This window comes from Belliella marina (assembly GCF_042682445.1).
Taxonomy (GTDB): Bacteria; Bacteroidota; Bacteroidia; order Cytophagales; family Cyclobacteriaceae; genus Belliella; species Belliella marina.
The window spans coordinates 409,241-423,169 of sequence record NZ_JBHUHR010000045.1; the positions used below are offsets into that span (position 1 = coordinate 409,241).

At 44.2% G+C, this 13,929-nt stretch carries 6 protein-coding genes; 4 read left to right on the plus strand and 2 right to left on the minus strand.

The features are described from left to right. The first annotated feature begins 17 nt into the window (after window positions 1-17). From ACFSKL_RS18690 to ACFSKL_RS18705, 4 genes are all read left to right on the plus strand, one after another. Window positions 18-3,116 carry a SusC/RagA family TonB-linked outer membrane protein gene (locus tag ACFSKL_RS18690; RefSeq protein ID WP_376888264.1) on the plus strand — a complete coding sequence of 1,033 codons (3,099 nt, stop codon included), beginning with the start codon at window positions 18-20 and terminating at the stop codon, window positions 3,114-3,116. A 12-nt stretch (window positions 3,117-3,128) separates the two neighbouring features. After that, complete coding sequence (locus tag ACFSKL_RS18695) at window positions 3,129-4,769, plus strand: RagB/SusD family nutrient uptake outer membrane protein (protein WP_376888266.1); 1,641 nt, start codon at window positions 3,129-3,131, stop codon at window positions 4,767-4,769. A gap of 143 nt (window positions 4,770-4,912) precedes the next feature. Beyond that, window positions 4,913-6,157, plus strand: coding sequence for a pectate lyase (locus tag ACFSKL_RS18700; protein ID WP_376888268.1), 1,245 nt, complete (start codon window positions 4,913-4,915; stop codon window positions 6,155-6,157). Window positions 6,158-6,467: 310 nt separating this feature from the next. Further along, window positions 6,468-11,522 carry a LamG-like jellyroll fold domain-containing protein gene (locus ACFSKL_RS18705; RefSeq protein WP_376888270.1) on the plus strand — a complete coding sequence of 1,685 codons (5,055 nt, stop codon included), beginning with the start codon at window positions 6,468-6,470 and terminating at the stop codon, window positions 11,520-11,522. 240 nt (window positions 11,523-11,762) lie between these two features. Here the strand turns inward: ACFSKL_RS18705 and ACFSKL_RS18710 are convergent, their stop codons facing one another. Together ACFSKL_RS18710 and ACFSKL_RS18715 are read right to left on the minus strand one after the other, a co-directional pair. Next, entirely contained in the window at window positions 11,763-12,440 is a 678-nt protein-coding gene (locus ACFSKL_RS18710) for a response regulator transcription factor (RefSeq protein WP_376888272.1), read from the minus strand. After that, window positions 12,433-13,914 (minus strand): sensor histidine kinase, encoded by a 1,482-nt coding sequence (locus tag ACFSKL_RS18715; protein WP_376888274.1) that lies wholly within the window; start codon window positions 13,912-13,914, stop codon window positions 12,433-12,435. The genes ACFSKL_RS18710 and ACFSKL_RS18715 overlap by 8 nt, the downstream gene beginning before the upstream one ends. Window positions 13,915-13,929: the final 15 nt, after the last annotated feature.

A 13,929-nucleotide genomic window follows, 5' to 3' on the forward strand; every position in this document is an offset into this window, starting at 1 on the left:
AAGAATAAAAAAATGATATGATGAGAATTTCTAAATTATTGATAGTACAGCTTCTTGTATTGGGCTTCTACATTGAATCCAACGCACAGCAAGCTCATGAGCTGTCCGGAAAGGTAGTGGGTACATCCAAGGGAAACCCAGTAGCAGGGGCTGTGATATCCGTCAAAAACAATGACAAAACAGTTCAGACAGATGCGAATGGAGAATTTACAATTGCCGTAGAAAACCTGAATGGGGAGATCAAAGTGTGGGCTCCCGGTTTTTTTGAAAGGGAAGTGCCGATTTTGGGTAGAGACAGACTGTTCATAGATCTGGTACCTGAAGACAGGCTGAACCACAAAGATGTGCAAGCCATGGCAGATCCAAGATTTGCACAAAATCAGGACGTGATGGTGAAGGGCAATTTCCGTCAGGGGGCACTTTATGTAGAGGATGTTATCCAAGGTGTTTTCCCTGGCCTGAACGTTATCAACAAAAGCGGTATGCCTGGAGAGGGTTCTGTGATAAACTTGAGGGGAATACGGTCTATGACTGGTGAAAATTCCCCATTGATTGTCATCAACGGAATCCCTTACTTGCCTGATATGAATAATTCCGCAGTGATCGGGGGTTATTCAAGAAGCGTATTCAATGCCATCAATGTCAATGATGTCCAAAACATCCGGCTACTGAAAGGTCCCGAAACTGCCATGTACGGCTCCTTGGGTTCCAATGGGGTGTTATTGATCGAAACATCCGAAGCAACGGACTTGGAAACTAAAATTGAGTTCTCCGGTCAGTACGGAATAGCAACCAACCCCAGAAACCTACCTGTCCTAGGTGTAGATGGTTTCAAGAGTTATATCGGAAATGTGGGATTGACAAGATATGCTGATATGGGAGAAATGCTGGAACTGTTTCCATTCTTAAGAGACGACCCAGACTACTATTACAATTTCCTTTACAACAACGATACCGATTGGCAATCTTTACTTTACAGCCCATCATTCGTCACCGACAACACCTTGAGAATCAAAGGTGGTGATGCAATCGCCAAATATGACCTTTCGGTGGGGGTATTGAACCAAGGTGGAACCTATCAAAATTCCCGAATGACCCGCTACAGTACCCGACTGAATGCCAATGTCAACCTCACCAAAGACCTCGAACTGTTTGCTTCCATGGGATTGAGCTACTCAAATAGCAGTCTGCATGAGCAGGGGATGTTACAAGCTACCAATCCCCTACTCGCCGCATCCGGCAAAGCGCCAATCCTAAGTCCCTTTAGAAAGGATGAATTCAACAATGAACTTCCTACTTATGATGTGGTTAGGCAGTTTGGCGTCAGCAATCCGCTGGCCTTGTTGCACACTACCAACATGATTTCCGATGCCTATGATTTATTCCTGAATACTGGTCTCCACTACCAATTAAACCAAAATTGGAAGGCAACGGGAGTATTTGGATACTATGCAGGATACAACAGGCAGTCTGCATTTATCCCAGGCAGGACCTCAAGAAGCATTGTGCCTTTGGAGGATGGAGTAGCCCTCAACACAGCCAGGGCGGGAACAGGTCAGGTTTTCAATACTTATTACAATGTCAATTTACAGTACAACAAGGATTTGGGAAGGGACAAATTGGATGCGGGAATTGGATATCAGGGGATTTTGAATAGCCAAGAGTTTGATGCGGGAATTGGTAGGAATACCAGCTCGGATTTCTACCGTACCCTTAGCTATGTGGATTTTGCAGGAAGGTCATTCTGGGGATACATAGAAAAGTGGAACTGGATGAGTATCTATGGCTATGCCAATTATGATTTCAACAACCAATTGGTAGGCTCCTTTTATGCTTCGGCAGATGGCGCCTCGTCTACTGGAGCAGAGACCAGCCGATATGGATTTTTCCCCGGTGCAGCACTTACATGGAGGATAAAAAACACAGATTGGTTAAAGAATGTCAACCAGATCAGCAGCTTAAACTTCAGGGGGGGATATTCCATCACGGGCAATAGCCGATTTTCATCCAATCTGAGCCGGCAATATTATACAAGCCAGATTTACAGGCAACTGGCAGGTATCGTCCGCGGAAATGTCGCAAACACTTCCCTGCAATGGGAAAAAAATTACACCCAAGAGCTTGGAGTGGAAGCAGGCATCCTCAACAACCGGTTGATGGTAACTGTAGATGCGTACAACACACTTTCCAAGGATGTAATCCTTCCCCAGCCGGTATCCCCAGTATATGGGACCGATAGGATATTTGTCAATTCCGGCCAGATCAGCAACAAAGGCATAGAACTCGGAATCCAGGCTACATTGATAGAAAACAGAGATTACAGCTTAAGTATAGGTGGTTCTATCAATAGGAATAGAAATGTTGTGGAAAGTCTGGGAGGCTCTGGTAAGATCAAGGCAGGATTTGATGATGGTGCTGTTTTGATCACTAAAGTAGGCCATGCACCATACAGTTTCTATGGCTTTCAGACCAATGGGGTGATTGCTAGCCAAGAAGAAGCGGAAAGTTTAAACTTGGTCGATTACAAAGGGGATGCGTTCAGTGCCGGTGACATCCGGTTTGTGGACCTCAACCAAGATGGGCGTATTGATGAAAATGACAGAACTGTCATTGGCAATGCTTTGCCCGACTTCTTCGGTGGATTTTATACCCATGTAAGGTATAAAATGTTGACCCTGACTGCCCATTTCAACTACAGCATTGGCAACCAAGCCTACAATGCCGTAAGAAGGGATTTGGAATCAATGAGTGGATTCCAGAACCAATCCACAGCCGTGGAAAGAAGATGGCAAACCGACGGTCAGGTTACCAACATGCCCCAAGCCATGTTTGGTGATCCCATGCAGAACAGCCGCTTTTCCGACAGGTGGATCGAAGATGCTTCCTTCCTAAGGATGAGTAATCTGACATTCAACTACCAGCTTCAAAACTCCAGGTTTAAAATGATGGAAGGAGCCAACATTTACATCTCAGGAGAAAACCTATTCACCTTCAGTAAATACCTGGGTCTGGATCCGGTAACGGCATTCTCCTATGACCCAATGATGCTGGGTTTTGACTATGGAAACCTGGCGCTTCCAAGGACATTCAAGGTGGGTTTTAATGTACTATTTTAAATGATGAACACGATGAACAAAATATATAGGTTAATCATATTAATGGCCATAACCGGAACTTTCACCCGGTGTGATTCTTACTTTGACCCGATCACCAATGATATATTGGACAACAAAGACTACATAGGCAACACCAATGAACTTTATTCAGGATACATGGGGATTGCTGCGAAAATGCAAGTAGTGGCTGACCAAGCCATATTCCTGACTGAGCTAAAAAGTGATTTTCTGGAACCTACCCCCAATGCTCCCCAAGAGCTATGGGACATCTATAACCTCAACGACCTCAATGGAAACGCCTATGCAAACCCAAAAGGCTATTATGATGTCATCATCAATGCAAATGACTATATCGCCAAGGCATTGGAATACAGAGATGGCAATCCTAGGGCAGTAGACAACGCTGTGTTTGTGCCATTAATCAGTGGCGCCATCAGATTCAAAGTTTGGGCTTACCTTATGTTGGGGAAAATTTACGGTGAAGCAGTATATTTTGATGCCCCCTTGGCCACATTGACAGATCTGAGCAAATTCCCAGTCCTATCTTTGGATGAGTTAATTCCGAAATTGATGGAGTTGATGGACGTAGGTACTGCTGGGATTGATGGCAAGCAAGTGTTGATATGGACCAACCTGCTGTTTCCGGGAGTTGCCACCTCTGCCCAAGATCTGACTTGGAATATGATCTGCCCTTCCCCAGAGCCTCTATTGATCGAGTTGAACTTATGGGGAGGAAACTACCAAAGAGTTGTGGATATGAGCATGCAACTTATATATGACAATGGTGGTGGCAGGTATAAGATTGGCAATGACGACTACAATGCCGAATGGGTCCAGTTTTTCCATAGAGACCCCATCACCAAAACCAGGGAGCTGATCAACATCGTGCCTTTTGATTACGAAAGAAACCAGACAAACCGATTGATCAGGTATTTTTCCAATACCCACCCTTCTGTGCATTATGTAAAACCTACAGAAGTTTCCATGTCCCGATTTGAACGCCAAGTAAGACTGGACGGGATCACTATCGGGGACAACTTCCGGGGGAACAACTATACCTACATGATGCAAAATGGAGACTGGGTAGTCCGCAAGTTTTCCAGGGATAGGGAGTCTTCCGAAATGATCTACAGAAACAATGTCCATATAGTCATCTATAGGGCAGCCGAAATACATTTATTCCTGGCAGAAGCACTCAATAATTTGGGACACTTTGCCGAAGCAGAGGCATTTTTGAATGATGGGGTACAAGAATACCTTTCCAAATATGCAGGAAACCTCAAATACCCTTTGGACAATGAGGTGTATAACTCTGTGATCAACAGAAATTGGGGAGTCAGAAGAAGAGTGAACCTACAACCTGTTTACCCAGAAGGACTTTCAAAAGAAAATCTTGAAACCAATGATGACATCCAAACTTATAAACGCAGACTGGACGAACTGATTTTGGAGGAATACTGCATGGAGACGGCCGGTGAAGCCAAGTCATATTTCGCCATGATCCGTATTGCCAAACGTTGGAATGCACCTTCCATTCTGGCTGACAGGGTCAGTGCCAAGTACTCTCCAGGAATGCAATCTAATGTCAGAAACACATTGATGGATCAAAATAACTGGTTTGTCAAATACGATCTTTCTCTGACAAACGAATAGAACTAAACCAACCTCCCATACAAGGACTCCCCTTAAAATGTTTCGGCTGAATGGGGAGTCCCTCACTGGACAATACAAAGTTACAACTCATGCTTGAACCAATTTTAAAAAGAATCAAATCAACATGCCTCAAATATAGTATAATGGCCGCCGCCGGGATTTGCTTATTCCATGAAGCTTCCACCCAGCAACTTGCCTTTCCCGGAGCAGAAGGGTTTGGTAGGTTTGCCACTGGAGGTAGAGGGGCTGAAGTCTATCATGTAACCAATCTTAACGACAGCGGCCCTGGATCTTTCCGGGATGCTGTAAGCCAACCCAACAGAACAGTTGTATTTGAAGTTGGAGGAGTGATTGAAATCAAAAACCGTATAGTCGTATCACCCAATATCACTATAGCGGGGCAGACTGCGCCGGGAGAAGGGATTACAGTATACGGCAATGGTGTCTCCTACTCCGATGCCAACAATACTATCACGCGGTTTATTCGCTATAGAATGGGTAAAATCGGGGAAAAAGACAAGGATGCTATTGGAATAGCACATGGAAAAGATATGATCTTCGATCATGTTTCCATATCATGGGGCAAGGACGGAACCTTTGATCTGAATGGCGATGTCAGCAATGTCACCTTGCAACATTCTATCATTGGGCATGGTCTACAGACCCACTCGACCGGAGGGCTGGTACAGTCTACTGGAGGCGTATCCATCCTCAACTGCCTGTATATCAACAACCACACAAGAAACCCTAAAGTAAAAGGGCTCAATCAGTTTGTCAATAATGTGGTCTACAACTGGGCTGTTGCCGGGTATATTTTAGGCGGATTTTCAAAAGGTATTTCCAAAGCGAATGTAGAAGGCAACTACTTTATAGCCGGACCGGAAAGTGGCCATACCCCACCCTTCAGCAGGGCAAACGAAAACTTCCATTTATATTCCAAAAACAACTGGTATGATGCCAACAGAAATGGGATTTTGGATGGTGAACCTATTTCAAAAATCGTCTACGGGGCTGTCACTTGGGAAGAAAAACCTTTTGACTACCCCCATATTAATGTCAAAGCCCCAGATCAGGCCTATCAGCTTGTGGTGGAGCATGTAGGGGCATCCCTTCAAAGGGATGAGGTAGACAAAAACCTGATCCGAGACCTGACATCATTGGGGACATTGGGTAAGACCATCCATGATGAAATGGAACTCCCTACCAAAGGCCCCGGGACAGTAAAAGGAGGAAAAGCTCCCATAGACACTGACCGTGACGGTATACCTGATCACTGGGAATTGGCAAATGGCTTGGATCCAAATGACCCAGAGGACGGCAAACGTATCAACCCAGACGGATACAGCAACCTAGAAATATATTTAAATGGTTTGGTTCATCCACAGTGACAGGCCACACCTTGAAAAAAAACAAACTAGATATCAATTTATTGGCAATTCTTCACCGACAATTGCTTGAAGTGGTAAGCGCAGAATTCTGAAGTTAGATCCCTTCTGGTGAAGGGCGATTATCCATTTAGAATTGACTTTCAATTTGTGTAAAAATATGTTTCATCCGGATTTAGAAATTTTCATCAAGAATAGGACGAAGAGGTCTTTCCAATAAGTGACTTCAATATAAAAATGGGCTTTTGTCGGACTTTAAGTCCTTTCATAATCCCATTGTATTACAATTAACAGGTAAACCAAAATAACAAATATGGAAATGAATTACTATGATACTAGAATCAAGAAACCCAAAGGACTGATACCTTTAGTTCTTTGCATGTTAATGGTATTTCTGGCCCTTAATCCAGAAAGTTCCTTTGCCCAACAAGACAGGACATTGTCGTTTCCCGGTGCAGAGGGTTTCGGCCGCTTTTCCCCTGGTGGAAGACACGGCTCTGTGTATATCGTGACCAACCTCAACGATTCCGGTCCTGGGTCATTTAGGGATGCGGTCAGCCAACCCAATAGAATCATCGTGTTCGAGGTGGGAGGCATCATCCGGCTGAGGTCGAGGGTAGTAGTTGCCAGAAACATCACCATCGCCTCACAAACAGCACCGGGTGATGGGATAGTCCTATATGGCGATGGCTTGACTTTCACCCAGGCAAGCAATACCATCGTCAGGTATCTTAGGGTCCGAATGGGCAGGGTTGGCACCAGTGGTGCAGATGCGATTACCATGACAGACAATGCCCGACACCTGATTTTCGACCATGTGTCTGCTTCTTGGGGAAGGGACGAAAATTTCTCCATCACCGGCAGGGCCGACAGCATTACGATACAAAACTGCATCATCGCCCAGGGACTGGAAACCCACTCCTGCGGGGGCTTGGTAGAACCTTCCGGGGCAGTCAGCCTTTATAGAAACCTCTACATAGACAACAACACCCGAAATCCCAAGGTCAAAGGCATCAATCAGTTTGTCAACAATGTGGTATACAACTGGGGTCGCGGAGGTGGATACATCATGGGTGGATCTGCAGGAGATTCCTATGTGAACATTATCAACAATTACTTTATCAATGGCCCAAGTACTACCATCAGGGCTTTCTCCAGAGGTACGCCTACCTTTGTCCCTTATGTGGAAGGGAACTATCACGACGACAACCTCAATGGGGTTTTGGATGGCATTTTGTTGCCTCAATCCTCATATGATGGAATAACTACTTTCAGGGAAACCCCTTACGACTATCCTATGCCTGCCCAGCTGTTGAGCCCTGAGGAGACAGTCGAGTACATCAAGCTACATGCAGGATCTACCTATCCAAGGCGGGATCCAACGGACAACTACCTGATCGATGAATTGAGTTCTTATGGAACCAAAGGCAAGTTGATTGCCAATGAGACAGAGTTACCTTTCGGTGTCGTAGGGGATGTATTTGGCGCACCAGCACCAGTAGATACCGACAGGGATGGTATCCCTGATTATTGGGAGATTGCCAATGGTCTTGACCCCAATGACCCTTCTGATGCCATGATCATTGGTACTGATGGTTATGCCAATATTGAGCATTATATCAACGGCCTGGTGGATATGCCTGCACCAGATTTCCTCAAACCTATATCGCAGGTACAGATCAATGATCTGACACCAGTATCTATGGATTTCTCATGGAAAATAAATGATCCAAGAGAAGCTGCTATCGTAGTAGAATACTCCACGGATGGCACTGTTTTTCATGTGGCAGATACTTTGCCCCACAATTCTTTGCAATACAAACTTGAGGATCTCCAGCCAGACACCCAATACCATATCAGGCTCAGGACGTTCAACGAGTCCATGGAATCGGCTCCCAGTGTACCAGTAACCGGAAGAACCGTACCAGTCCCTACCGCCCCACGACGACCATCGGTTGTTTTTCCTTTGGATGAAGGCATCTATGCCGATACTACAGGATTGGTACTGCGTTGGAACGGCAGTGAAAATACGGAGGAATACATCCTGTACTTTGGGGAAGACCCGGAAAACCTACAGCTACTTGACTCCCTGACTGCCAAAGAATTGCAAGCACCTGAATTGGCTTCGGAGAGGCAATACTACTGGATGGTAGTAGCAGCCAATGACTTGGGAAGCACAGAAAGTGATGTCTGGTCATTTACAACTAGGCCTTATATCCCTCAGGGGCTGGTTGGCGCATGGCTGATGGATCATGATTCCGGCACCTTGGTTGCAGACAGTACCGACTATGCCAACCATGGAGAGCTCAATGATTTGGACGATTACTCCTGGGTGGAGGGACAGAGAAACAATGCCATTGATTTCGGTAATGGGGAGGTGACCAGCCATATTTTGATCCCCCATGCTGACCATTTGTATTTTGACACACATTCTTTTACCATATCCATGTGGATGAAAGCTTCTGAACAGACTACCCAAGCTTATATGATCCATAAAGGCACCTTCGTAAAAAGTGAGATCACTGGAGGCACTGGGCAGTGGTATGGTATAGAAATCAAAAATGGGGCAATGAGATTCGCAGTGGATGATGATATCACCAAATCTGAACTTTCTGTACCAATGACGCAATTCCTTACCGGTGAGTGGGAGCATGTTGTCGCAGTCCGAGATACTGACACGAAAATGCTTAAACTTTACAGAAATGCCAAATTGGTAGGCCAAACCGCGGACAATACGAAACTAAGCATAGGTCAGCTTGAGTCAATAGTGTTGGGTAACACCAAAAATCTGGATACACCTTTTTTGGGAGTGATGGATGAAGTCAAACTGTACAATTTTGGGTTAGACGAAAATGAAATTATGGAACTTTTCCACACCAGTCCAGAACCCATAAAGCCATACGAACCTTCATTGCCCAACAACAGCTTGCTGGAAGGGTATTCCAATGAACAGGAGCTTGCCTGGAAAGGTGGCGTCAATACTACCACTTACCAAATCTACCTGGGCAAATCTCCTGAAGACCTTCAATTGTTCAAGGAGCAGCCGGTAGGTGAATCTATGGTGACTATAAGCTCATTGGAAGCCAGAACAGATTACTTCTGGAGAGTAGATGCTGTAGGCCCAGAAGGAGTTACTGAAGGTGATATATGGAACTTCAGGGCTGTGACTCCAAAGGGTTTGGTAGGTTACTGGAAATTTGACGAAACGGAAGGTGTCATTGCACACGATGCATCCAGATATGGGCATGATGCCGAGGCTGTTGGATTTCCCAATCCCGTATGGCAAGCAGGGAGATTTGACAATGCGTTTAAGTTTGAAGACCCAACGAGTACAGCTTCGGTTCTGATACCCCATGATGAGCATTTGATGTTTGACAGAACTTCCTTTACCGTTTCTATGTGGGTAAAGATTCCTACCAACACATACACCTCCTCCAACGGTAGGGATTGTTACTTGATACACAAGGGTTCTTTTGAAGCAGCAACCGGAAAATGGTATGGCCTGCAGCTTAAAGATGGCATCCTGACATTTGCCATAGATGATGGTTTTATCAAAACCGACGCTTCCATTAGGGTGACCAACAACAATGCTTTCAACTTGTTTGGAAATGAATGGAAGCATATTGTAGCCGTAAAACACGAGGAGGAAAAAAAAATCAAACTGTATATAAACGGGGAATTGGCAGCCGAGAAAAACTATACTACGCAAACAATTGGCAAACCCGACCCAATTACCTTGGGGAATTCTAGGGAAAACAAACCCTTCAGGGATGTGATGGATGATGTAAGGCTATATAATTACGCCCTTACCCAGCAAGAAATAGCCACTCTAGGTGAAGGTGAGCTATTGTTTGGAAAAGCGAACAACCCCTATCCAGCAAATTTGGCTGACCCTGTTTCCACATCTGAGTTGGTTTTGTCTTGGGAAGGAAATGCTCCCTCATACCTTGTGTACTGGGGGCTTTCGGAGGAAAGTATGACGCCGATTGCTGCAGATCTAATGGTCAGTGAATTGCTTGCCCCGGCACTTCAAAAGGGTACTACCTATTACTGGAGAGTGGATGCAACAGATGGAGCTGATTTTCAGCTTGGGGACCTTTGGTCTTTTACCACCTCTCCAGACTTGGAAGTACGCTATAAGAATGGTAGCAATCAGCCCACCGATAACCAGATCCGCCCCCAATTGGAACTCTTGAACCATGGAGGTGCTGACATCCCATATCAAGATTTGGAAATAAGATATTGGTTGACCCCCGAAAATTATTCAGGGATCAATACATGGATAGATCATGCAGATTTGGGCACATCCCATGTAACCATGGAATATCAAGAGTTGGACCTGCCAAGATCTGGCGCCTTTGGATATGTCGTCTTTACCTTTTCCCAATTGGCTGGAAATCTGGATGCTGAAAGCAATTCTGGTATCATCCAGTCCCGATTGGCCAATACCGATTGGTCCAATATGGATGAAACGGATGATTATTCTTACATGGCTTCCAATAGTTTTACAGTCAATGAAAAGATCACCCTGTATTATAAAGACCAATTGGTTTGGGGAATTGAGCCGGATCTGATCCCTGTAAGTAAGGCTCTAAAGGTTCTTTCGGCCAATAAAGCTAAAAAGACAAATGGAAATACCATCCAGATGGATCTGAGAATAGCCAATACTGGCAATGTTCCAGTGGGCTATGAAAACCTGACCTTGAGGTATTGGTTTACCAAAGACACAGAAGCCCAATTAAATTTCTGGTTAGATTATGCCGCGTTGGGCAATCAGGCTATCCAAGGAAACTTTGAGCAACTTGAACTGGCAATACCTGGCGCTGACACCTATTTGGAGCTTTCCATTGACTCTGACGAAGGTGTCTTGTACCCAGCCAGCCATACTGGTGATATACGGATCAGAGTGACCAAATCTGACTGGTCATCATTTGACCAAAGTGATGATCACTCTTTCCAACATTCACTTGTGCTTCAAGACCACGAAAAAATAACCCTGTATGAACAGGGGCAGTTGATCTATGGCCAAGAACCTGATGGGCTTCAACTCTCAAGAGTAGCAGAAGAAATCAAGCAAATCCAGGTTGATGGGACAGAAAAGCCAGAAGGGATTTTAGCTGGTGATGCGATGTCTTTGGTTTTGCTTTACCCCAATCCTACAAGTGATATCCTGAACATCAAACTTTCTTCCCTGTCTGAAGAAGGAGGGGCAGTGAAAATCTACAATGCCCAAGGATTGACATTATTGGAAAAAGCCCTCACAGGGACATCCACCGAAATCAATCTGAGAGGCATCCCTGCAGGGATATACATGGTAATGATTACCAATGGAGTCAACCGCCAAGTCCAGAAAGTAATCATACATTAAAGCCGACCGAACATTCAGGTTTATTACTCATCAAAAACTGCCGATGCAATGTGTCGGCAGTTTTTTTCTTAGCAAACCTCACAAAATTAGATAAGGCACTCTACGCTTTACGTCAAAATGATATTACTAGAATGGATACCATCAACTTTTAATTTAATATAGGGTTATCAATATTCCATGGTGCTAGATGCCAAACCCAAGACATGTAAGCATGGATAATTGTACCAAAACCAAAAAACTTCAAACGGAAAAATAATAGCCTATCCCTTTGATGGTAATAATCTGAACAGCAGGGTCTTCTTTGAGGTAATCCCGAAGTTTGGTAATATAGACGTCCAGATTTCTAGAGTTGAAATAGCTGTCATCATCCCAAAGCTCCAGCAGTATTTTTTTTCTTTCCAAGGTACTGTTGGTATGCTGCAAGAGCAAGTGCAGGATACCTGCTTCCTTATGGGATAGCCTTCGAATATTTTGGAGGGGGTCTTTGAGCTCATAGCGCTTGGGGTAAAACATGAATTTACCAAAGCTGATTTCGTGTTGGTTATTCACTTGACCAGAAGTTAATTTAAGCAGGTTCTCAATCCTGATAATCAATTCCTCCAAACTGAAGGGCTTCTTCAAATAGTCGTTCCCCCCTGCTTTGAACCCCTTCACTACGTCATCAAGCTGACTTTTTGCCGTCAGAAAAATGATGGGCATTTTTGGGGTGGTTTTCCTGATTTCTTGGGCCAAAGCATAGCCATCCATTTTGGGAAGCATGATATCCAGCACACATATATCAGGTTGGTTGGACTCAAATGCTCTCAGACCTGCCAAGCCGTCGTCAGCCATATATACGGTATATTGACGGCTTTGAAGGCTCTCCTTGACAATTTTCCCCAATGCTGGCTCGTCTTCAACGTATAGAATCTTAGTCATTTTTTGGAAGTTGTATGGTGAATAATGTGCCTTTTCCCAACTCAGACTTGATGGTAATTTTGCCCTGATGGTTTTGAACTGCAGCATAGACTTGCGCAAGTCCCATTCCATAACCTTTGACATCATGAAGGTCTTGTTGGGGTACTCGTACAAACTTCTCAAAGATGTGTTTTTGAAATTTTTCCGGAATACCTATGCCTTGATCCTGAATGTTGAAGTATAATTTATTGGCTTGATGATAAAGTTTGATGTTGATGGCTTTTTTATCCCCGCTGTATTTGACAGCATTGTCCAAGAGATTGAATATCATCAATGCCAACTGCTCCTGATGTCCTAGGATAGTATAATCACCTTCCTCTTTTTGATAGTCAAAAGCAAACCCATTTGAGTTCAGTATAGGCTTGAAAGACTGAATCTGCTCTTCCAACAACTGATCGAAAGCAAGTTGACTTTTCAGCTCTTTCTGGTTTCCAGAGACAGCCGAACTCAGGATACTATCAGACATTTTACTCAGTCTTTTGAGCTCTTTTTTGGCAATCTGTATGTATTCTTGACGGATTTCGGTCTGTTGGTCTGCACCGAAATTTTCCAATGCCTCCAATACCACTCCCACAGTGGCCACCGGTGTTTTGAGTTCATGGGTGATATTGCTGATCAAATCATTTTTGAGGAGGTTCAGTCTTTGTTGTTTCAGAATAGTACGGTACATGATAACAAATGAAATGCTGACCAAAGCCAAAACAAGAAACCCAAAAAGGATTGGCGCCGTCATTTTTTTCCACAAGTAGATCTGGTATCCATCAAGATAGGGCTGTATCCTTGTACCAAAAGGAATATTTATTTCATCCAAAACCAAGCGGCTTTTGGTATTGGAAATTGCTTTGTCCCCAAATTTCAATTTCCTTACACCTGCTTTGAGATGATATCCCTGCTCATGCAATTTTTGGTTGAAAGTCTCCTTCATAAGCACAGTATCGAGTATTTCCCTTCTGAAATTAAACTCAAAACCCTGACCCGGCAGACTATCAAGGCCTGTGATGATAGGCCTTAGAACACGCTTGATTGAATCCGTTTCCAAATTCCCACCTGTTGAAATCACCCTGATCATCCTATTCAGGGAAGAGTCGGTTTTTCCGGAACTGAGAGAGTCCACAGAGACTTGGATCCTCAATTTTTCATTGGTGTTATTCCCATTGGTTTGCGAATCAAACCTCTTCAGCACAATACCATGATTCAATCCTGAGCGAAGGCTATCTAGATTATGGATAAAGGGAAGGTCAATCGGAGAAGCTCCTTTCCAAACCAGAGAGTCGATCATATTGGTCACGGTAGTGGAAAATAGCAAGAAAGTCTCCTGTTTAAGGCTATTTTTATAATCCTGATAAACGGTATTGAGCCAAAAGACCTGTAAAACCAACATCACCAAGACACTGGAGATCATCAAAACTAGATATCGGCTGTTTTTCTGCGCCATAAAACAAATATAAAT

Bases quoted from the DNA above. Each gene is read 5' to 3' on its own strand.
- ACFSKL_RS18715 (WP_376888274.1), bottom strand. From the start codon at position 13,914: ATGGCGCAGAAAAACAGCCGATATCTAGTTTTGATGATCTCCAGTGTC.
- ACFSKL_RS18705 (WP_376888270.1), top strand. From the start codon at position 6,468: ATGGAAATGAATTACTATGATACTAGAATCAAGAAACCCAAAGGACTG.
- ACFSKL_RS18700 (WP_376888268.1), top strand. From the start codon at position 4,913: ATGGCCGCCGCCGGGATTTGCTTATTCCATGAAGCTTCCACCCAGCAA.
- ACFSKL_RS18690 (WP_376888264.1), top strand. From the start codon at position 18: ATGATGAGAATTTCTAAATTATTGATAGTACAGCTTCTTGTATTGGGC.
- ACFSKL_RS18695 (WP_376888266.1), top strand. From the start codon at position 3,129: ATGAACAAAATATATAGGTTAATCATATTAATGGCCATAACCGGAACT.
- ACFSKL_RS18710 (WP_376888272.1), bottom strand. From the start codon at position 12,440: ATGACTAAGATTCTATACGTTGAAGACGAGCCAGCATTGGGGAAAATT.